The following is a 21,752-nucleotide window of genomic DNA, read 5'->3' as shown; positions in this document are numbered from 1 at the left end:
TTGGTAGAAAACGCTTTTGCTAGGTTGAAACATTTTAGGGGCATTGCCACGCGATATCATAAGCTCAAAGATAACTATGCAGCAGCGGTAGTGCTTGCTTGTGTCTTTATCTGGTTGCCACTCATTTGAATTCTATACACACCCTAAATTATCCATTAAAATAAATTTTCTTTCTAATTTCTTTCTAACTTTCTAAGGAGACCCTATGGCTGGTGCCAGTTTATTAACCCTACTTGATGATATCAGTGTGATACTCGATGACGTTTCGGTCATGACGAAGGTCGCCGCAAAAAAAACCGCGGGGGTATTGGGTGATGATTTGGCGTTGAATGCCGAGCAGGTCACCGGCGTCACAGCAAATCGTGAACTGCCAGTCGTTTGGGCGGTCGCCAAAGGCTCGTTTATTAATAAGCTTATTTTGGTGCCAGCAGCTATCCTTATTAGCGCCATTTATCCGCCTTTAATCACCTTTTTACTGATGTGTGGTGGCCTGTTTTTGGTTTATGAAGGCGCTGAAAAAGTGATTCATCGCTTTTGGCCGCATGCCTTGCCAGATGATGAAGAGCAAAATGCCCGTCGGCAAGCCAACGCAGATCAAAACGTTGATTTGGTCGCCTTTGAAAAAGAAAAAATCAAAGGGGCGGTGCGTACTGATTTTATTTTATCGGCAGAAATTATTGTCATTGCGCTAGGTGCGACGGCAACTGCTACGTTGTTGCAGCGTAGTTTGGTGCTCTCTATTTTAGCCATCGGTATTACTGTTGGTATTTATGGTTTGGTCGCAGGTATCGTTAAAATCGACGACTTAGGTCTGCATATGATGGAGAAAGACGGCGATTTTACTCAAAAAGTCGGGAAGGTTTTATTTGCGGCAGCACCCAAACTGATGAAGTTTTTATCTATCGCTGGTACTCTAGCAATGTTTTTAGTTGGTGGCGGTATTTTGGTACACGGTATTAATTTTTTGCACCATGAAGTTGAGGACATTGCGCATTTGACTGGCGTGTTTGAGAGCTTTACCACTGCCTTATTAAATGGGGTTATCGGCTTTATTATTGGTGCGGCTATCGTTGCGCTATTTACGGTTATCAATAAGATACGTCATCAAGATGAGCCTACTGCCCATTAATTTTGTTTCTCAAAAGTTCTGTTTATCAAAGCTTGGCATTGATATATAGTGTGTGAAAAGTAATATTGATATCAGCAATACGTTAGCGTTTTTAGGATATTTCTACTTTAAAAGATCGTTATAAAGCTATATTCATAGAAAAGCCCCAAAGTTGCTAACAACTTTGGGGCTTTGATATTTTATAAAAGAGCATTTATAACGGCTATTAGCTTTCGCTATCGGAGTCATCAGCGCCTGAGCCATCAGTTTCTGATTTTTCCGCTTGCGTCGGCTTTTTATGCTCCGCTTTCGGCTTACGCGTCCGCGCTTTTGGCACTTTTGGCGTGGTTAAATTAAACATGCCTTTTTGTGGTAGTAATTGCTCAGCCACATTTTCGATCATGTTTTTATAACTGGCGATGGTCGTTTTTGACTTCGCCGCCTGAATTTCCTCTTTTGTCGCTTGCTCAGATAGCTGTTCAGTTGACTCAGACGCTTGCTCGTTTTCGTTTTGCACAACATCAGAGTCACCATCAGCATCTTTAGCTTCAGTATCTACTGTCTGAACTTTGTCCGCTTCTACGGCATCAACATCAGTTTGCCCCGAGTCTTCTGCTTCGAGCGCTTGCTCTACTTTTAGCAACTCTTCACTATCGGCGCTGACATCGTCTGTCTGACTTTGATTGGCCAGTGCAGTGGCGTCTACATTCTGAGCGTCAACGTCAACGTCAGCGTCGCTGTCGGCTGCTAGAGAGCCGTTTTTAGGCGCTTCGGCGACTGTGGTTGCAGCTGGCTCCTGATAGTCAGGATGCTGACCGCGTGGGTCGTTGCTCGCCCGCTTGCTAATAGGGCGAGGCTCAACGGCTGTTTTACCTTGCGCCGCAGCAAACTGACTGACGGCTTGCGTCATCGCCTCAAAGCTTGCGAGATAATCCGCTGCTAAAGGCTCGTAGCCATAGTTACTAAAGTCAAAATCTTGCTTGGCAGCTTCGCCAGTCTCGACTTTAGACTCGTTGTTACTATCTACTTTTTCGTTAACAGCGTTAGCTTGCTCTAGGTGCAAAGCGATAGCCGCATTAAAGCAATTAATCACGCCTTCAGCGGCTAAACGCGCTGGCGCCTCTGGCAAGGTTGCGCGGATAAACTCGCCAACCGTGCCGCGGATAGCTGGAGCGTTCACAGCGCGTTGCTCATTTACCACAGACGATTGGTTATCCGATGTTGTGGTTGTCGAGGCTTGAGCATGCTGACGACGAACCACGCGTGGATCATTGCTGGCTTGACCGAACTTTTCAGCCGTTACATAACGCTTGGCAAATAAAGCTTGATGGTCAAGTTCAAACGCTGCTTGATTGCTACTGTCAGTATCATCCGTATTAAAATCAACATTAGAACCAGTTTTCTGCGCTTTCTCAGTAGGTGCTACATCGTCATCTTTGCCGCTAGTTTCGACAGCATCACGACTTTTAGACATTGATGATTTTTCTGCTGCTGGTTGTGTAGCCTCGACATTACGCTCGTCTACAGAGTTAGCGTCAGACTTTTGCACTTTATCATCAGTAGAGCTTAGCTTGGTTTCATCCGTTTTTGCTGCAGGTATCACTGCATCGCCACTTGCAGGATTGTCACTTTTAGCAGCGTCGGCAGTCACAGTTTGCGTACTGGTTTTTTGACTGCTATCAACCGAGTCACGGCGGTTGTTAGCAGCTTGACTATCAGTAATTTGCTCAACGGCTTCCTGCTTATCTGCATTTTTCGCAGTGCTGTCTTCCTGACTTGCTTTCTGCTTATCAGCTTCATTGATAGCTTTCTCAGCGCTTTGCTTTTCAGGCGCTTGGCGAGTGGCTGCTACAGATTTACTATCATCTAAAGACAAGTGCACAACTTCTGGCGACTTGAGCTCTGCAGACGCTTCATTGACCTGTAATACCACTTCATTAGGGTCTTGGTTGCGGCGCGCGCTTGATTGGCTTTTGCCATTACCGTTACTAGTTTCTTTATTGCTATGCTCGTTATTCGCACTTAACGTCTCACCGCGCTCAATTTTGCCGCGTGAGGAGCGCTGACTGTTTGATTTACGCTTGGCACGCGTTTGCTCATCTATTGTATTAGCGTCTTTCCTAGCAGCGTCATTGTGCTCGGTATTGCTATTGTCATGTCCATTACGACCGCTGTCTTGGCGGTTGTTACGATTACGGTCATTAGAGCGGCGATTATCATGCTGACGTTTATCTTGACTATCAGCCTGCTTGTCGTCAGTGCCGGTTGAGCGGCTGTCGTCTACGTTGTTGCTAGCAGCATTACCATTGGACTCATCTGACTGCTCTTTTCTTTGACGCGTTTTAGAAGGTCTTGATTTACGCGGTTTACGTCTTCTTCTGTCTTCAGCGTCGTTGTTATCATCGGTATTGCTATTAGCAGCTTGCTGACGATTAGTATTCAGCTGTTGCTCAGTGTTCTGCTGATTGCTTGCCGTTTGCGGTGCTACTGTGGCTTGAGCGTTAGCATCTAAAGCGCTGCTATCTATTTGTCCAAACGAACCAAGACTTTGAGCGCCCGTATTTACCAGTGCTTCAATGGCTTCGGCAGCATCACGACTACTGACCTTAGGCGTCGTCGATGCTTGCGGCGCTTGGGCAAATAAATTCGATAACCAAGCGACTGCTTGCGGTTGGGCAGCAGTCGCGTTATTGTTTTGTGAAGCTACTGGCGCCGCGGTAGTCGCAACAGTTGGCGCGTTTTGTAACTGAGTTTGTGATTGAGTTTGTGGTTGCGGCGCACGTGCTGGTGCAGCATTGCTGCCATTAGCATTAGCATTAGCATTGCTACGATGGTCATTGCTATGACTGGTCGTGTTTTTCTGCTGACTGTTGGCACGAGGAGTCGTTTGACTGTTTTTATTGCTGCTATTATCAGCTACTTGACGAGGCTGACGCGTCGGCTGCTGCTCAGGGCGCACTGAATCAGCGGTCTGCCAATCGACGTTATAACCTAGGTCGCTGTGCTCTTGCTGCTGGGTATCAGTGATACGCTCATAGCTCGATGGCGCAAAGCCATCACGATTAAAATGCAGCTTAAAGTTTGGCGATTCTAAATGCGCGTGCGGCAAAATCGTGATACGCGTACCGCTGTCTTGCTCCAAATAAACCAAGCTATCGCGCTTTTCGTTTAATAAGAACGCAGCAATATCAGTTGGTACTTCAGCCTGCACTTCGCCTTGACGTTCTTTTAGGGCAATTTGTTCAATCTGACGCATAATCGACAATGATAGCGAGCGCAAATCACGAATCATGCCATTGCCATGGCAACGCGGGCAAATATAGCCGGTCGACTCTTCTAGCGATGGGCGCAGGCGCTGACGGCTCATTTCCATCAAACCAAATTTAGAAATATCACCAAACTGTACACGCGCGCGGTCGTATTTGGTCGCGTCAACCAGACGTTTTTCCACTTCTTTTTGATGCTTATTGTCATTCATATCGATGAAATCAATGACAATCAAACCGCCCATATCACGCAGACGTAACTGGCGTGCAATCTCATCGGCAGCTTCTAGGTTGGTATGATAGGCAGTTTCAGCAACATCTGAGCCTTTGGTTGATTTTGCTGAGTTGATATCGATAGATACTAAGGCTTCCGTTTGGTCAATAACGATTGAGCCACCTGATGGCAAGCGAACTTCACGCTGATAAGCTGTTTCAATCTGCTTTTCGATATTAAAGCGCGAAAACATCGGCTCATAATCGGTATATTTACGCAATTTTTCTGCTTGTTTTGGCATCACGGCATCGATAAAACCGGCCGCTTCGATATAAGCGTTTTCGTTATCAATCCAAATCTCGCTAATATCATCGCGTAGATAATCACGCACGGCACGGGTGACGACGCCTGCTTCTTGGTGCACCAAACGCGGTGACGGATATTTTTGATTTTGTTCTTGGATGGCTTGCCAGATATTAAGCAAGTGATTTAAATCGTGTTGCAAATCTTCTTGGGTCTTGCCAATACCAGCAGTACGAATGATGACGCTCATGCCTTTTGGCAAATCAAGATTACCAAGCATGCGCTTCATATCTTCGCGCAATTTGCCCGAGATTTGACGCGAAATACCGCCGCCACGAGGGTTGTTTGGCATCAATACCAAATAACGCCCTGCCAAAGATACATACGTTGATAAAGCCGCACCTTTATTGCCGCGCTCTTCTTTTTCGACTTGGACGATCAGCTCGTCACCCTCTTTGATTAGTTTTTTGATGTTTTCATCGCGTGGATTGCCGCTTAGATATTCAGCAGAGATTTCACGAATCGGCAAAAAGCCTTGGCGCTGTGAGCCATATTCGACAAATACCGCTTCAAGCGATGGCTCGACACGGGTGACGTGACCTTTATAAATGTTGGATTTTTTTTGCTCGCGGGTACGGTTTTCTAAATCGAAATCGTAAAGATGATTACCTTTACAAAGGGCAACGCGAATTTCTTCGTTTTGAGTAGCGTTGATTAAAATGCGTTTCATGTTTGAATCCTATGAGTACGCATAACAACGACGGGGCAGGCTTTCGGGCAAGGGAGCAAGTGCGGTTAAGGGTAAATCAACCTGAGTAGATGTTAATGAGCGGTAGAACGTAAAGCAGAAATATCGGCAAGCACATGAGCTTTTCGTCACTGCTGTTAACCTAAAATGTATTAGCCATTTATCCTGCTAATGTCGGTAACGTTCGTATAGAAAATGTAGGGTGTAAAGCTACTATCTATATCATATTATGAGTAGGCTTGGTCTAACGATTAAGGCACGCGCGGGTTTGTGGTCTTTTTGACAGTCATTTATCCAAGTTTAATCCGCATACCTTGTAAGGGCAGTGATGGATAAGGACTGAGATATAAGAGGTCACAATTACCAAAAAAGCATCGTGTTGTCACAATTAATCAATCAAGGTCTAGCAATCATAGCGCTGTTAATAAAGAACTGTTTTATCGGTAAGTGCTAGTGTATAAAACAGTACCGTGCAGCGGTTATCCTTTTAGGTAAAGCAATTGGTCATTCTTTATTTATCGTTCTTTTGGCTATCACGTCAAAAATATCTGGGGTAACTCAAAGCTAGGTGGCGCTGCTCTAATCATCAGCGGGGCGTACTTGGCAAACAGAATAAATGACCGGCTTATCGGCGCGGTGTCTCTTGTCTATCCTACTTCGCGTGCTCTGTTTGACCACCAATACTCAGGCAGCTATCGATAATCAATCAATGATGCTCGATTCTGGCTTTAAGCGACCCAAACTTGCTCAACTGTGCGCTAAAGGACTGGCTGATAATTAGTTATGCGTGATAAATAATTATCAAAATAAGTCGTGGTTAGGCGGTAGTGAGTAAATGTTATGTTGTTATCGCGCGATAAAATGGTTGTTAGCCAATTTATCAAAGCGATGTCGTTTAATATCAGCGTGTTTTGTCTTGATAAAAAACTATATTACTAAAAAACGTTGTACTAAAAATTTTGGGTACTGATACATCCTATATATAGATAATTATCAGCGTTGTTCTTACAATTTATGGGGCATTATAGGGTATATCAAGGGATATAACACCCTTAAAATCAGATGAAACGCACAAGTTTGGCAACCTTTATAACGGCCATCGCCTGACTAACCAGTAGTAGCAACGGCGCAATATTGTCTGTAACAACAAGGAATTATTGTCGCAGCCTCTGCTTAATTGGCGCTCAACATGCTAAACTATAGCAAATCTTTGTGTAAATACCTAACTAAAAATGACAAACTCAAAAATGCCAACCGAACAGCCTATCCACGAAGCGCCCGCTATCTTTAATAGCAAAACGCGCCCTCAAAGTGCCGATGACGAAATCAGTAACTTTGAAAAGGTCAATTACCTTGAAGTCACGCGCCATCAGCACGACCAGCGTTTGGATAACTTTTTGCTCAATCGCCTAAAGGGTTTGCCGAAATCCCACATCTACAAGATGATTCGCTCAGATGAAGTGCGCGTTAATAATAAACGCTGTAAAGCGCATGACAGATTGCAGCGTGAAGACGTGGTGCGTATTGCGCCTGTACAGCTCGCGACCCGTGACAAACCGATTATCAGCGCTGAATTTGCCAATAGCTTATTGGCGCGTGTGGTCTACGAAGACGAAGGTTTGATTGTGCTCAATAAACCTGCTGGTATTGCTGTGCATGGCGGCAGTGGTTTAGATTTTGGTGTTATCGAGGCCATGCGCGAAGTAACAGGTAAAAAGTATCTCGAGCTGATTCATCGTATCGATAAAGATACTTCAGGTCTACTGATGATTTCTAAAAAGCGCTCAGCGTTGAAAGTGCTCCAGCAGCATCTTGTCGATAGAACCATTCAAAAGCATTATCTTTGCCTAGCAAAAGGTCAACCTGCGCTCAATGAGCGGCGTATCGACGCGCCATTACTGCGCTATACGCTGGCTAGCGGTGAGCGCCGCGTAAAAGTAGATGCGCAAGACCCACAGGCGAAAGAAAGCCAGACAGATATCATTGTGCATGGTCGCTTTACCTTAAATGAACAGCCAGTGAGCCTGCTTGAAGCAAAACCTTTGACCGGTCGCACCCATCAAATTCGCGTACATTTGGCGCATATCGGCCATGCTATATTAGGTGACGATAAATACAATGTGCATGACAAATCGGGCGTGCATCGTTTGTGTTTACATGCGTGGCGTTTAGATATTCCTGGCTATGAAGCCATTACCGCGCCATTACCAGATGAGATGATGGATTGGTTACCAGCAGATATTCAGCTGCCTGAATAAGTTTTAAAAATTTCTTTTTAAAGGCTGTTTAAAGACTGATAGTCAATGCAGTTTTTAAATGACTATTTAACACAATCGTCACAGTTGCTTATTTGCGCATACATTCGCCAAATAAGTACCTGTGACGTTTTCATATTTGCCATTTGTTATTTTTAAAGGGTTAGACCATGACAGCATCTATCGCTAGTAAAACAGCGCCAACCAATATTTCTGAGTTAGCAGCCGAGCATCATTTAGCGGGTAAAAAGCTGATCATTTTTGATTGGGATGGCACCTTGATGGATTCGATTGGCCTAATCGTTGAGTCTATGCATATAGCGGGCGAGGCGCATGGCTTTAGGACTACCGATCAGGCCGTCAAAGACATTATCGGGCTGAGCTTAATGTACGGCATTGAGATTTTATATCCGCAAGCAAGCGATACGCAAAAGCTCGCCATTCAGCAAAGCTATGCAGAATACTATATTCCGAACAGCCATCGTACGCCGTTTTTTGCGCCTATTGAAAATATGCTCCTGACGTTAAAGCAGCAAGATAAGCAGCTTGCGGTCGCCACTGGTAAGAAAAGAAGAGGGTTGGATCGAGTGTTAGATGGCTCTGACAGTCATCATTATTTTGCAATCACCCGCTGTGCTGATGAATCCGGCTCCAAACCTGATCCGCAAATGCTGCGCGATATTTTAGATTACACCAACCAGCCAATCTCGCAGGCAGTATTTATCGGTGACAGTATTTACGATATTCAAATGGCCAATCGTTTGGGTATGACCAGTATTGCCGTTAGTTATGGCACAGCGTCAAGTAGCGAGCTTGCTGCCGAGCAGCCAACTTATCAAGTGGACACGCCGCAAGAATTAGTGGCATTATTATGTGCATAAATCGTGCGTGTAAATTATGTATGTAAATAAAACGTCATTTAATCTTAACAAATAGATTTTTCAAAAAAATACCCATAAAAAAAGGGTTTATCGTTATCAACGATAAACCCTTTTGAAATTTCTACTGAATAAACTGGGTAGTCTATTCAGCATCTTTTTACTTATCAACGCCTTGGTCGCTAGTTTCTATTCTATTTTCTTGATTTTCAATAACAGGCGCTTCAGCATTTTTATCCTCATTGGTCTGATATTGGTACCAATTACCCATGACGCCTGCCAGCTCATCAAGACCTTCTTTTCTTAATGCGGAAAACAACTGTATCGTGCAGTCTAAACCTAACTGCTTGAGTCTTTTACGGGTATTAAGCAGCGCAGTTTTAGACGCGCCATATTTAAGCTTATCGGCTTTGGTGAGCAAAATATGCACGGGTAGCTCGCCATCCTTTGCCCAATGCAGCATTTGCTCATCAAAGAATTTAAGCGGATGACGGATATCGGTCATCAGTACCAAACCTGCCAAACTTGAGCGTGAGACCAGATATTCTTCAAGCTCAACTTGCCATTCTTTTTTCATCTCAAGGGGCACCGCCGCGTAACCATAACCCGGCAAATCAACCAAACGCGTATCGGTATCGCCGATACTAAAAAAGTTAATCATCTGCGTACGCCCAGGCGTTTTAGACGAACGTGCCAGTTGACGCTGATTGGTTAGGGCGTTGATAGCGGACGATTTTCCCGCGTTCGAGCGACCAGCAAACGCTACTTCGAGCCCAACATCGGGCGGACAAAGACGAAAAGTCGGCGCGGACGTCATAAATTCAGTTTGCTGAATGCGCTGACGGGCTTTGGTATTAAAATCCGCATGTTCGGCGGCGACATCTTTAAACGGGGTACTCATAAATGACTCATTAACCTTAAAAAATTAGATACAGTAGTGAAAAGTTTGTGAATAAAATAGGGCAGTAAGCAAAGCCAAAAATAGGTGAGCGGCAAAAGTAGGCCGTTAATAATATGAGCATTTTAGGATAACGCCTATTCTATACTATTATAGCGCTTAGTTATTGAAATAAAGGTAATTACCCTCATAATAATCACAACATAACCGTAAATAAAAACGCGTCTGAACCCTGATTTTTATTCCAATAAACATCGTTAACAAAGCTAAACCATATTTATATATATTAATATGACATATATTGTTACAATCTTTAGTCAGATAAAGTGAATGACCATTGCACGATAAACGCTTAATAAAATTATGGTTTAAGCGAATGAAAAAGATATGAGGTGTCTTATGTTCTCAATCACCGACATTTTTGCTAAAAGCTATCGTTTCTTAGCTGCCAGTAGTGCTGCTTTAATCATTGGTACGGCGACGATCAGTAGTGCAGGCGCCGCCGATATTGCAACATCCTATAATAACTCATGTGCCGCCTGTCACGATAGTGGTGCACTCAATGCGATTAAAAAAGGCGATAGTGCCAAATGGCAACAGCTTATCAAACAAAAAGGTATGCCAGCGCTGGTTAAGTCTGTCAAAAATGGCATGATTCAAATGCCAGCGGGCGGCCTATGCCAAGATTGTAGCGATGACGATTATCGCAAGCTTATCGAGTATATGAGCAAGTAGTAAATGAACAATAAATAGCCAAGCAGTAAGTAGTTTTGTATGGCTAGATAAATGTAATGATAAATGGTACGAGGCGCAGGGTGAGTAAACCTATTGCGCTTTTTGTTTTTTTATTAAGTGAATAAATGTCGAACCGCCAGAAAAAATAACCAATGCTACGATTAAGTAGGCAAATAGTAAAAAGTCTTGCTATAATAATCCAAAATAAACCCTGATATTAGTAAGTACTTTCGGGCTGCTTGTGATAAAGACCGCGTAATACATAGCGTAGCTGATTAGATGCTGGCTTTGTAATGGTTGTGTCTTTTGATAATGCAATCACTCTAAATAATGCTTACGTCGAGTTAGTAGGATTTGTATCAATGAAAAAGTTAATCGCTGCCGCCAGCTTATGTGTTGCAAGTTTCAGCGTACAAGCTGCTATTATTGTTCCTGAACATGACGTCAATGCAGGTAAGCAAATTGCAGAAACCGTTTGTGCGGCTTGTCATGGTGTTGATGGTGTCAGTCCTGTGCCAGCCCAGCCGAATCTTGGCGGTCAAAACGTAAAGTACTTATATAAGCAGTTGGTCGATTTTAAATCAGGCTACCGTAAAAACGGTATCATGCAGTCGCAAGTTGCCAATTTGTCTCAGCAAGATTTAGCCAACGTTGCAGGTTATTATGCCAGCCAAAAACCTTGGGGCGTCGCATTTGGTAATCCTGCCACTACGCAAGAAGCAACTAAGCTGTTTTTAGGTGGTGATAAATCACGTGGCGTTATCGGTTGTGCAGGCTGTCATGGTCCAGATGCGGCGGGTAACGTTTGGGCTGCATTTCCGCGTTTAGGTGGACAGCATGCTGAATATATTGCTACCCAGCTAAAGCTTTTCCGTGCTGCTGGTCGTGTTGATGATATCGATAGCGACGAGCAAAAACGTGTTAACGATGCGGAAAAAGAAGGCGAGATGGGTATGATGCAGATGGTTGCGGCCAAACTATCTGATCGCGATATTCGTATCTTGTCAGATTATGTGAGCGCGATTCACTAATCTGCTCCCTATGTAGCGGCTCGCACTTTGACGCGCTTAGTGAGATTATATAATAAGTGAAGCAATTTGCTGCCGCCGCTATAATTTAGCTCTCAAACCCCGATTTCGGGGTTTTTTTATAACTATTAGTCCTTATATAATTTGCATAAGCTTAGATAACCCTTATAAGAATTAAGCGGCTTTCATATGACGCTATCATAGAAAATATAGATGTCTATCAGTACTTTATAGCCTTAACTATTATTCACTTTGAATCGCTTGGATTTAGATTATGATGATTCGCTATGCTTCTTACTTTATCGCCGCGCTGCTACCGCTATTATTATTTCGCTGGTTTGCGCCCGTATCCATAGGTGAGATTGACTTTTGGTTGCTGTGGCTATTGGCGATGCTACTGGTCTCTCTGCCCGTTGTGTATGCGGAAATTGCGTTGGCTTATCGTAGTGCTGAAGCACCGTTAGCAGGTATGCAAAAGCTCACACGCGAAGCCGATGTCAGCACCTTTTGGCGCAGTTTTGGCTGGCTCGCGGCACTGGTTTCTGTCCTCATTGCTGCGCTTGTCATATCGGGAGCAAGCACCGGCATTTTAGCCGCTTTGACGGAGCTCAACAGCGTACCTAATGTACCAAGCTTTGCTATTGCGGCAGGATTAATGGTCATTGCCGTCTTATTAAGCTTACTCGGCGTGGCGCCGTTACCAATTGGCTTAGGTTTAATGTTGATCGGTTTATTATTGGGTGTTGCCAACGGTCTGCCAAATATCGCTTTTGCCATGACTGATGTCAGCTTAAGTGAATGGGCGCGCGCCGTGGCGTTGGCATTAGTGAGCGTCGGTGCGGGTACAGGTTTATACTGGTTTGGTCAACACCTAGTGAGCAAGCAAACGGTCACGGCGGTAGGGGCTGATAATCACAATGCGCAAAAAACCACTCGTAATAGTGCTGCGCAAGTATATCGCGCAACCAAGCTGGTATTACCGATTTGGATATTACAGCTAGTGGTTGGTGTGGTCGCTTTATTTATTAGCGGCATGGCACTGCCACCAATCGGACAGCTATTGTATTGGGTCGGTGTGCTGTTTGTGGTCAGCTATTTGCTCCATTATAGTACGCAGCAATTGGCGCATAAATTTGGTTTGCTAGTCAGTGTGGTATTAACGTTTGTGCTAGCGCTGCTGTTAGTCGTCGCCATACCGACCAATTGGCTAGTCGGTATTTTGGTGATTATCAGTAGTATCGCCGTGCTGTTATTGTCTGTTTTTGCTGGTTGGCAGATGAAAATCAGCCACTTGCGTAAGTCTTTAAACTTTGGCAATGAAGCTTTTTATAACTTATGGCGGGTGGCGATACGCCTTATTGTGCCGCTGGCGTTACTGTTAGCGTTAATCGGTTGGGTGATGCAGTGGTTAAGCTGATGACCGCTGCTAACCATAGTACAGCTGATAAAGATGAGGTTAACGTTAACCTAACTCAGGCTGGGCAGAGTGATTTGATAATAGTATATCTGGCGTATGCAGAAGAGGCGACGCGTCAGCATTACCAAACTATCGAAGTCAGTCAGGGCACAACTTTGTATGAGGGCTTGGCTCAGGCAGGTTGGCTAAAAAAGTTTAAAGAGCTAGCAAGCTGGTGCGAGCAGGTTGCCAATACGACGACGCCAACGGCTAAGCGCTGGCATGTTGGGGTATACGCGCAAAAGCAGCCACTCAATTATATATTGCAGCCGTCTGATCGGGTAGAGGTATATCGCAGCTTAAGCGCTGATCCCATGTCTCAGCGCAAAAATAAATCTCGCGGTTAGTTTTTAGAAATTTCTATCAGACTTATGATGCAGGCAGGCTGTCGATACCTTCAATGCGGGTCACTATACCGTTATCGTCGAAATAAACAATCAAATGCTGGCTGGCATTTTTGACATCGGCGATACCTTTACGGCGACCTTCTGTTCCGGCTTTATAGTCGTAAATGTAGTCCCAGCGTTTTGGCGCGAGCGTGTCTCTGATTGCTGGGCTACCAAGAATATAAAGCACCTGATTTTGATTCATACCCACTTGCACTTTTTGCGCTTGCGCTTGGGTAATGGCAGTGCCTTGGGGCAAGTCAATTTTATAGACACTCAGTAATGAGCAGCCAGACATAGCCACAGTGGCACTGAGCATAGTCGTCATGGCAATCTTACGTAAGGCGTTTGCAGAGCTTAACGAACGAAAATTAAAGGTCTTTATCATGGTAAAATGACTCATAAAAAATGGGTTAGGCGCTGCTAAAAACCGATAATGGGGGTCTTGCAGGCAATCTTGCACAAATGATACGTCATTTACTTGCAATTGCCTACCACTTACGACATTATTTACCAAGTGCTATTTTACCGCCTTTATTATTTATATTTTAAATTCAAACACTTGGCAGCGATTTTTCACAAAAAAATGCTCTGCATAATCGCTCATTTTTTATGGTTTTTATATTTTATCAGCACTTATTATTAACTATTGATGTTTATTTAACTCCTGTTTTTTGAATTCATTTGCTAAGACTTTCATAGTCAGAAGGGATATTATGGCTTCTTTTACCAATCAAGATTTACGTAAAGCGGGTTTAAAGGTAACGTTACCACGTATCAAAATTTTAGAGCTGCTTGAAAGTGCAGAGCTGCATCATATGAGTGCTGAAGAGGTATATAAAGCACTGATTGATCAAGGCGAAGATGTGGGGCTAGCAACCGTTTACCGCGTATTAACCCAGTTTGAGCAAGCCGGTATCGTTGAGCGCCACAACTTTGAAAACAATTTATCAGTGTTTGAGATTACTCAAGAAGAGCATCATGACCATTTGGTTTGTGATGTCTGCGGCAAAATCGTCGAGTTCCATAACAAAACCATTGAAGAGGAACAGACCAAAGTAGCGGCAGAACATGGCTTTAAGCTATCTGGACATTCCTTGGTGCTGTACGGTATTTGTGATAATCAAGCTTGTAGAGACAACGCCAAGTAAGCGTTTGAGAAAACGATTATCTGATATTGATAATTTATAGTCTATTACTGTCCAAGTATTAACTTAAACGCCAAAAAAAGCCCTCACATTTGATAAGGGCTTTCTTATGGGAAAATTCTAGGTAAGTAGTGCCATATTAAGTGATGTCTAACGATAAACTATCGGCACCTTCATCTAGGTTGACGTTGCCATTTTTACCACTTAACTTAATCTTTAAGCGTAAATCGTTAGGGGAGTCAGCGTGCAGAATGGCTCCTTTATAAGTGATTTCACCATTTTCATATAAATCAAAGAGCGCTTGGTCAAAGGTTTGCATGCCGCTATCACGTGAGCGCGTCATGACATCTTTGATTTCGTGCACCTCGCCTTTACGGATGTAGTCGCTGATCAGCTGTGAGTTTAATAAAATCTCAATAGCGGCGCGGCGTCCTTTACCATCAGGCGTTGGAATCAATTGCTGAGCAATAATAGCTTGCAAGTTCAAGGACAAATCCATAAACAACTGATTATGGCGACTGGTTTCAAAAAAGTGAATGATACGGTCAATCGCTTGGTTGGCGTTATTGGCGTGTAAAGTTGCAAAGACCAAATGCCCCGTTTCAGCGTATTGAATCGCGTAGCTCATAACCTCGCGGTTACGAATCTCACCAATCAAAATCACATCAGGCGCTTGGCGCAAGGTATTTTTAAGACCTGCCTCAAAAGAATGGGTGTCGATACCGACTTCGCGCTGGGTAATGATACAACCGCGGTGCTTATGTACAAACTCAATCGGATCTTCGATGGTAATAATATGACCGTGTGAATTCTGATTACGATGTCCAATCATCGCCGCAAGGGTAGTTGATTTACCCGTACCTGTCGCGCCAACGAGTAAGATAATACCGCGCTTTTTCATGGCCAGCTCTTTTAGCGCTGGCGGCAGGCGCAGCTCTTCAACGGTGGGGATTTTGTTTTCGATTTTCCGTAAAATCATCCCTGCCATGTCGCGCTGAATAAAGGCACTTACCCGAAAGCGCGCTTGCTGTGCCTGATCTGAAATCGCAAATTGACACTCGTTGGTTTCGTCAAATTCTTTTTGCTGGCTTGGGGTCATCACCCCTTTGACCAATCTCATGGTTTGCTCAGCGGTTAACGGCGTTTTACCAACGGGCAAAATTTTGCCATTGATTTTCATGGACGGCGCGACATCAGCAGTAATAAAAAGGTCAGAGCCGTTTTTATTAATCATTAATTGTAAAAGCTTATCAATGTCCATAACGTACCTACATTTGGAATATATAGTTTAAAACTGCTGCAATAAACTTTTAAAGCGGGCAATAACAATCGTTGAAATAACTAAAGCTGAATAAAAGTTTTTGATCATTTATCTATAACTTTAACAAAAATTTATGTTAAAGATTTTAATACTATGTAAACCCATACTAAATAAAGGCTTCAGGCTGCTTAGCATAAGGGCGAGCGACATCTTTACTGATTGTGCCTTTTGAAACCAAGTTTTTAAGCGTTTGATCAAGAGTAATCATGCCTTCACCAGCACCTGTTTGAATAGCAGAATACATCTGCGCGATTTTATTCTCACGTATCAAGTTACGAATCGCAGGCGTGCCCAGCATGATTTCATGAGCAGCAATACGTCCGCCGGTTTGCCGACGTAGTAGCGTTTGTGAGATGACCGCTTGTAGCGACTCTGAGAGCATCGCCCGTATCATATCTTTTTCGGCTGCAGGGAAGACGTCAATCACGCGGTCAATGGTTTTAGCAGCAGAGCTGGTGTGCAAGGTGCCAAAGACCAAATGCCCTGTTTCAGCGGCGGTCAATGCCAAGCGAATAGTCTCAAGGTCACGTAACTCACCAACCAGGATAACGTCTGGATCCTCACGTAGGGCCGAGCGCAATGCTGGCTCGAAACCTAAGGTATCGCGGTGGACTTCGCGTTGGTTAATCAAGCTCTTTTTAGACTCATGAACAAATTCAATCGGGTCTTCGATGGTTAAAATATGCTCTTTACGGGTTTCATTGATATAATCGATCATGGCAGCAAGCGTGGTAGATTTCCCTGAACCCGTTGGACCTGTGACCAGTACTACACCGCGTTTAAAGTCGGATACTCGTTTAAAAACTTCACCCATGCCTAAGTCTTCCATAGTAAGAACTTTAGAAGGAATGGTCCGAAAAACAGCGCCAGCGCCGCGGTTTTGATTAAAGGCGTTGACACGAAAACGTGCTAGATTTGGAATCTCAAAAGAGAAGTCGGTCTCAAAAAACTCTTCAAAGTCAGCGCGTTGCTTATCATTCATGATGTCATAAATAAGCTGATGCACCACTTGATGCGTCATTTCAGGCATGTTAATACGGGTCATCTCACCATCGACACGAATCATCGCTGGCATACCGGCTGAAATATGTAAATCCGACGCTTTGTGCTTAACGGTAAAGCGCAATAAGTCTTCGATGTTTAAATGATGCTTTTCAGCCATAGTGAAATATCCCTATTGATAGACAAAAATGAGCCAAACAAGAATGGACAAAGAAACGCTTAAAAATTATGATACTTTACGATTCTATGCCACTATTTAACTTAGCTTATTTAAAAGAGTTGTAGTCTTTGCTGTTACTATTAATATATTTTTCAGTAGCATGAGTTAGACTATGTAACAATATGATAACAAGCCTGCTGCTATTTAACCATCTACTATATGAATAAAATGTAAAAATAATTCAAATATACTTTGTTTTGTTAATATAAGTTTATGTCTGTTTTTTATCAAAATTTTAACTGCTTAATTTCATAGCTCCTTCTATTTATAATTAATAAAATAATCACCTAATATTTCTGTGAGTTTTTTATGAACACTACCTCTACACCACAAACTAACGCTACGAGTTTAGCTAGTAAAAAAAATAATGGAGATGATTTTGATGCGGCAAAATTGATTGAAAATTGGCAGCAAGTAAGCGAGCAGATGGCGCAAGCGTCTGTACAAGGGCAAAGGCAGAAAGAAGACATTACTTTATTAGCAGTGTCTAAAACCAAACCTGCTAAGATGATTGCGACGTTAGCGCGGCAAGGGCAGTATAATTTTGGTGAGAACTACTTGCAAGAGGCTATTGAGAAAATACAAGCTTTACGACAACAGCCACAATGCGAACACATCGTTTGGCACTATATTGGCAGCATCCAGCGTAATAAAACCCGTGATATTGCTGAGAATTTTGATTGGGTGCAAACGCTTGAGCGTGAGATTATCGCCAAACGTTTACATGAGCAGCGCCCAGCCGAGCTGCCAGCGCTTAATGTGTTGATACAAGTCAATATTGATAACGAGGACAGTAAGTCAGGATGTCTGCCAGCTGAGCTGCCAGACTTGATAAGCGCGATTAAAGATTACGAGCGCTTGCAATTGCGCGGGCTGATGATTATTCCCGCAAAAGCCAATACCGATGCCTTTGCTCGTACTAAGCAGTTATTTGATAGTATCGAGCGAGAATATCCGGAATTAAAGCAGTGGGATACGCTGAGTATGGGCATGAGTGATGATATGAGCGCCGCGATTGCCAATGGTTCTACGATGGTACGTGTCGGCACGGCGATATTTGGGGCGCGTACCTGATTTCTGTATTCTTATTAAACCCATTAATTGAGGGTCAAACTCTCTAAATTTATACGGTTATTTATCGTAAAGTGCACTTCGAAATGCCACTTTTACAAAACTTTTTCTTCCAGTTTAGTGACGAGTAGCTGGGTGATTTTCAGATTGTCAGTCGCGATAATCTCAAAGCGATAGTTGGCGTATTCGATGGTATCGGTTTTCTTAGGAATTTTGCGCAGCATATACATCATAAAGCCGCTAATGGTTTCATAATTTTGACTGCGCGGTAAATTAACGATATCGAGCGCGCGAACCACATCTTCAATGGGCGTCATGCCATCGATAAGCCAAGAGTTATCGGTGCGCTGTACGATAGGCTGCTCCTCAACTGTGACCAGCTCTCCCATGACAATACTCATTACATCACGCAGGGTAATGACACCAACCACCAAGCCATATTCATTGACGATCACGGCAAAGTCGGCGCCGGTCGATTTAAACATCTCCAAGACTTCAAACAAAGACAAGGTATCAGGTACAAATAACGCTGGTTTTAATAGGGCTTTATCGGTTAGGCTGACTTCTTGTTGATTGAGTACCAAAGCTAGAAAGCTGCGCGACTCTACATAGCCGATAATTTGCTCTAAATCGTCTTCTTCGCAGACCAAAAACTTATTATGTGGCTGGGCAATCATCACCTCAACCACTTCTTCGGTGCTGGTTTTGCTATCAAAATAAACGATATGCTCACGCGGATTCATGACTGAGGTGACGGTACGCTCTTGCATCTCAAAAATATTTTCGATCAGATGGTGTTCTTGTTTTTTAATTACCCCAGCTTCGGCGCCCGCATCCATCACTGCATAGATGTCTTCTGGTGTCATGTCATCTTGGCGCGTGGTTGAGATACCAAAAAACTCAAAAATGAGGTTTGCTGCGCCATCAAAGATCCAAATAACGGGCTTAAAAATAAATGTCAGCGCCATCATAGGGCGTACCAGCCGCACCGCAAAAACTTCTGCATTAGACATCGCCAAACGTCTGGGCATCAAATCGGCAAGTAGGGAAAACAAGCTGGTAATCACGACGAAAGAGATAACCGATGACACCGCTTCATTCTTAACCAACAGCTGTAAATACGGGCTAATCGCCGACTCACCAACCGCACCTGCTGAAATGGCGACGGCATTAAGCACGACTTGCACTACCGTAATAAATCCACCAGGATTCTCTTGCATATGCAGCACATCAAGGGCGCGGACTTCGCCTTCTTTTGCCATGATTTGCAGCTTAATCTTGCGACCAGCAGCGATAGCAATTTCTGCCCCAGAAACAAAGGCACTCAAAGCCAGTAATAATAAAAGAAAGATACTAGCGGTTAGCAAACTCATGACGGACTCGGATAACGATAGGTAGGGTAGTTAAATTGAAAGTAGTTGAAATATAGAAAAGTAGAGAACTGGGTTTAATTATTTATTCAAAGAGTTTTATATGAAGAAAACTTTATCAATAAAAACTAAAAAAGCTGGGTAAGTACCCAGCTTATTATAAAACATTCTGATTATATTATATCAAATTATATAGAAACGTAAAGTTATTCAACCTTTTAGCCTTTATCTAAAGGGTAGTATATTCAGACTACAGAGACTTCTAAAAGGTTGAAATAGCAACTTTAGTCGTTGACGCTTAGCCTTTTATCGACCATTTATTGACTAAAGGAAAACGGCGCTCACGGCCAAAGGCTTTATGGCTGATTTTAGTTCCAATCGGCGCTTGAGCACGTTTGAATTCGCTATTATCAACCATTTTAATCACCTTAGCGACCAAATCGGCATCAAATCCTTTATCGACAATATCTTGATAGCCCATATCTTCGTCGATATATGACATCAAAATACCATCTAGCACGTCATAGTCTGGCAAGCTGTCTTGGTCTTCTTGATCAGGACGTAGCTCAGCCGATGGCGGACGTATGATGACGCGCTCAGGAATAACTGGCGTGTCTTCTAAACGGTTGCGGTAGCTGGCAAGCTTATAAACTTGCGTTTTATAAACGTCTTTTAGTACGTCAAAACCACCTGCCATATCACCGTATAACGTTGAATAACCAACTGCTAGCTCTGATTTATTACCCGTAGTGATGACTAAATGCCCAAATTTATTAGACAAGGCCATTAGTACCACGCCGCGAGCGCGCGCTTGGATATTTTCTTCGGTGGTATCAGCAGGCGATTTGTTAAATAACGGCGCCAAGGTATGGCGGATACCTTCAACGGCGTCAAAAATCGGGCAAACCGTATAAGAAACATTTAAGCGGCGCGCTTGCGCTTGCGCGTCCTCTAAACTGATTTGAGAAGTATATTCGTACGGCATCATCACCGCATAGACTTTATCAGCACCCAGCGCATCGACAGCGATACATAAGGTTAACGCAGAATCAATACCGCCTGACAAGCCAACGATAATACCGGTAAAACCCGAAAGATTGACATAATCACGTAGACCGACGACCAACGCTTGGTACATCTCCGACTCGCGGCTTAATGACAACGGCGCTTTTGTCTGTGTATCGAATTTTGCGGTCTTGACGTCAAATGTCGTCAGCATGAGCTGATTCATAAAGCGCGACGCTTCATGAGCAACACTGCCGTCGGCTTGAATGGCCATAGAGCCGCCGTCAAATACCAAATCATCCTGCCCGCCAACGGCATTAAGATAAATAATTGGCAGATTATTTTCGCGGCTACGTTTGGCGAGCATGGTTTTACGATTGTCTTGTTTTTCAATCTCAAACGGTGAGGCATTTAAGCAGGCCACAAGGTCAGCACCTTGTTTTTTAAGCTCAGCAATCGGACCTTTTTCCCACAAATCTTCGCAGATTAGCAGACCAATGGTAATGCCTTTATAGTCAAATAAGACTTGATTGCGACCTTTATCAAAATAACGACGCTCATCAAAAACGCCATAATTTGGTAAGATTTGCTTATGATAAAAGCCTTTTTGATGACCGTTATGCAAAATCGCCGCCGAGTTAAAGGTGCCATGATGATCGACATGCGGATAGCCCACAATCATCACGATATCATCGATATCACTCAAGCTAGACAGCGCGCTTTTGACACGGCCAGATAGGCTAGGACGTAGCAGCAAATCTTGCGGAGGATAGCCTAATAACGCAAGCTCTGGGAAAATGATAACATCAGCGCCTTGCTCGCGGGCTTGTAGAGCAAGGGCGCGCATTTTTTCAGCATTGGCGGTGATATCGCCGACCAAAAAATGCGATTGCGCTAACGCAAAAGTAACGCTGTCTTGCGATTTAGAGCCTGTATTGGCCTCATTTGACGAATTAAAGTTGGGATTATCAGTATCTTTGGTAGTGTCTTTTGACATTGTTATTGTTCCTATCAATAGGTTGTGTAAATGTATTGAATCTAGCTGGGTTTTAAATAAAACCAAAGCAAAATAGGTTATGAAAGTAATGCAAAATATGAGTATGCACTTATGCCCCCATATCAAGGCTCATAAATCGTGAGCCTATGCTGAGCGCGGCACTTGGATAGCCATTAATACAATGAATATCGGTATTACTAAAATATGCGGCGCTGCTCTAAATGGTAGTGCTTAAAACCGCTTAGAATAGGGCAATCAATAAAGGTTTTCAGAAATAGTGTTAAAAACGCTAGGGCTGATTTTGCTATAAACCAATAACAGCAAACCTGCTTAACAGCGTTTA

General features: G+C 43.5%; 16 protein-coding genes and 1 pseudogene. 10 read left to right on the top strand and 7 right to left on the bottom strand.

From position 1 onward, the window contains the following. Positions 1–129: pseudogene (locus tag B3R91_RS12725) on the top strand (IS5/IS1182 family transposase); the annotation flags it as partial. A gap of 76 nt (positions 130–205) precedes the next feature. Continuing rightward, positions 206–1,129: a DUF808 domain-containing protein gene (locus tag B3R91_RS12720; RefSeq protein WP_286797970.1), complete on the top strand. Its 924-nt coding sequence runs from the start codon at positions 206–208 to the stop codon at positions 1,127–1,129. A gap of 205 nt (positions 1,130–1,334) precedes the next feature. Here B3R91_RS12720 and B3R91_RS12715 read toward each other — a convergent pair whose 3' ends face one another. Continuing rightward, the gene (locus B3R91_RS12715; RefSeq protein ID WP_286797969.1) at positions 1,335–5,621 is read right to left on the bottom strand and encodes an Rne/Rng family ribonuclease; all 4,287 of its coding nucleotides are present in this window, start codon (positions 5,619–5,621) and stop codon (positions 1,335–1,337) included. 1,250 nt (positions 5,622–6,871) lie between these two features. Here B3R91_RS12715 and B3R91_RS12710 point away from each other — a divergent pair. Both B3R91_RS12710 and B3R91_RS12705 read left to right on the top strand, forming a co-directional pair. Beyond that, on the top strand, positions 6,872–7,897 hold the full coding sequence (locus B3R91_RS12710) for an RluA family pseudouridine synthase (RefSeq protein ID WP_286797968.1): 1,026 nt from the start codon (positions 6,872–6,874) through the stop codon (positions 7,895–7,897). 167 nt (positions 7,898–8,064) lie between these two features. Continuing rightward, positions 8,065–8,775 (top strand): HAD-IA family hydrolase, encoded by a 711-nt coding sequence (locus B3R91_RS12705; RefSeq protein WP_286797966.1) that lies wholly within the window; start codon positions 8,065–8,067, stop codon positions 8,773–8,775. A gap of 157 nt (positions 8,776–8,932) precedes the next feature. Here the strand turns inward: B3R91_RS12705 and yihA are convergent, their stop codons facing one another. Beyond that, positions 8,933–9,673 carry a ribosome biogenesis GTP-binding protein YihA/YsxC gene (gene yihA / locus B3R91_RS12700; RefSeq protein WP_286797965.1) on the bottom strand — a complete coding sequence of 247 codons (741 nt, stop codon included), beginning with the start codon at positions 9,671–9,673 and terminating at the stop codon, positions 8,933–8,935. Positions 9,674–10,069: 396 nt separating this feature from the next. Here yihA and B3R91_RS12695 point away from each other — a divergent pair, with 396 nt between their 5' ends. The 4 genes from B3R91_RS12695 (at position 10,070) to B3R91_RS12680 (ending at position 13,236) form a co-directional block, all read left to right on the top strand. After that, positions 10,070–10,405 carry a c-type cytochrome gene (locus tag B3R91_RS12695; protein ID WP_286797964.1) on the top strand — a complete coding sequence of 112 codons (336 nt, stop codon included), beginning with the start codon at positions 10,070–10,072 and terminating at the stop codon, positions 10,403–10,405. 362 nt (positions 10,406–10,767) lie between these two features. Further along, positions 10,768–11,436, top strand: coding sequence for a c-type cytochrome (locus tag B3R91_RS12690; protein WP_286797963.1), 669 nt, complete (start codon positions 10,768–10,770; stop codon positions 11,434–11,436). Between the two features lie 271 nt (positions 11,437–11,707). Further along, positions 11,708–12,850 (top strand): hypothetical protein, encoded by a 1,143-nt coding sequence (locus B3R91_RS12685; protein WP_286797962.1) that lies wholly within the window; start codon positions 11,708–11,710, stop codon positions 12,848–12,850. After that, positions 12,850–13,236 (top strand): RnfH family protein, encoded by a 387-nt coding sequence (locus B3R91_RS12680; protein WP_286797960.1) that lies wholly within the window; start codon positions 12,850–12,852, stop codon positions 13,234–13,236. Before B3R91_RS12685 ends, B3R91_RS12680 begins: the two co-directional genes overlap by 1 nt. A 22-nt stretch (positions 13,237–13,258) precedes the next feature. Here the strand turns inward: B3R91_RS12680 and B3R91_RS12675 are convergent, their stop codons facing one another. Then, positions 13,259–13,678, bottom strand: a complete 420-nt coding sequence (locus tag B3R91_RS12675; protein WP_286797958.1) for an outer membrane protein assembly factor BamE — start codon at positions 13,676–13,678, stop codon at positions 13,259–13,261. 313 nt (positions 13,679–13,991) lie between these two features. Here B3R91_RS12675 and fur point away from each other — a divergent pair, with 313 nt between their 5' ends. Then, the gene (gene fur, locus B3R91_RS12670; RefSeq protein ID WP_068406404.1) at positions 13,992–14,426 is read left to right on the top strand and encodes a ferric iron uptake transcriptional regulator; all 435 of its coding nucleotides are present in this window, start codon (positions 13,992–13,994) and stop codon (positions 14,424–14,426) included. A 136-nt stretch (positions 14,427–14,562) separates the two neighbouring features. Here the strand turns inward: fur and B3R91_RS12665 are convergent, their stop codons facing one another. Next, complete coding sequence (locus B3R91_RS12665) at positions 14,563–15,684, bottom strand: PilT/PilU family type 4a pilus ATPase (RefSeq protein WP_286797956.1); 1,122 nt, start codon at positions 15,682–15,684, stop codon at positions 14,563–14,565. A gap of 166 nt (positions 15,685–15,850) precedes the next feature. Then, entirely contained in the window at positions 15,851–16,906 is a 1,056-nt protein-coding gene (locus B3R91_RS12660) for a type IV pilus twitching motility protein PilT (RefSeq protein ID WP_286797955.1), read from the bottom strand. A 369-nt stretch (positions 16,907–17,275) separates the two neighbouring features. Between B3R91_RS12660 and B3R91_RS12655 the strand changes: the two genes are divergently transcribed. Then, complete coding sequence (locus B3R91_RS12655) at positions 17,276–18,040, top strand: YggS family pyridoxal phosphate-dependent enzyme (RefSeq protein ID WP_286797954.1); 765 nt, start codon at positions 17,276–17,278, stop codon at positions 18,038–18,040. Positions 18,041–18,132: 92 nt separating this feature from the next. On the opposite strand, the gene B3R91_RS12650 is transcribed toward B3R91_RS12655, so the two are convergent. Together B3R91_RS12650 and B3R91_RS12645 are read right to left on the bottom strand one after the other, a co-directional pair. Beyond that, positions 18,133–19,410, bottom strand: coding sequence for a hemolysin family protein (locus B3R91_RS12650; RefSeq protein WP_286797953.1), 1,278 nt, complete (start codon positions 19,408–19,410; stop codon positions 18,133–18,135). Between the two features lie 295 nt (positions 19,411–19,705). Beyond that, entirely contained in the window at positions 19,706–21,409 is a 1,704-nt protein-coding gene (locus B3R91_RS12645) for an NAD+ synthase (RefSeq protein WP_286797952.1), read from the bottom strand. Positions 21,410–21,752 lie beyond the last annotated feature (343 nt).

Source organism: Psychrobacter sp. UBA6291 (genome assembly GCF_002439405.1).
Lineage (GTDB): Bacteria > Pseudomonadota > Gammaproteobacteria > Pseudomonadales > Moraxellaceae > Psychrobacter > Psychrobacter faecalis.
Note: the sequence above shows the minus strand (reverse complement) of the source record. Positions and strands in the feature narration are given on the sequence as shown.